1 pseudogene is annotated in these 293 nt (G+C 45.4%); it reads left to right on the forward strand.

The features are described 5' to 3' along the window. Positions 1-183: pseudogene (locus AB4585_RS29655) on the forward strand (tryptophan--tRNA ligase); the annotation flags it as partial. Between the last annotated feature and the right edge of the window lie 110 nt (positions 184-293).

The raw sequence follows: 293 nt of genomic DNA on the forward strand, positions 1-293 counted from the left end.
GATGTGGGTGAGGCGGTGGTTGCTATGCTTGAGCCAATCCAGTCTGAATACCACCGTATTCGCCAAGATATGCCGTATCTGAACGAAGTAATGAAGGCTGGTGCTGAGAAAGCATCAGCGAAGGCTGCTGTGACTTTAGATAAGGTTTTCGACGCGGTTGGCTTTGTTAAGCGTCCGTTTTAAGATCTTGGTCAAATAAGTTGTGATAGAATGCCATCGCCGTCAAGGTGGTGGCATTTTTAGTTTGGATTCTGGCATGCTGTTGATCATTGATAATTACGACTCCTTTACTT

This window comes from Vibrio sp. 10N.222.49.C9 (assembly GCF_041474985.1).
Lineage (GTDB): Bacteria > Pseudomonadota > Gammaproteobacteria > Enterobacterales > Vibrionaceae > Vibrio > Vibrio crassostreae_C.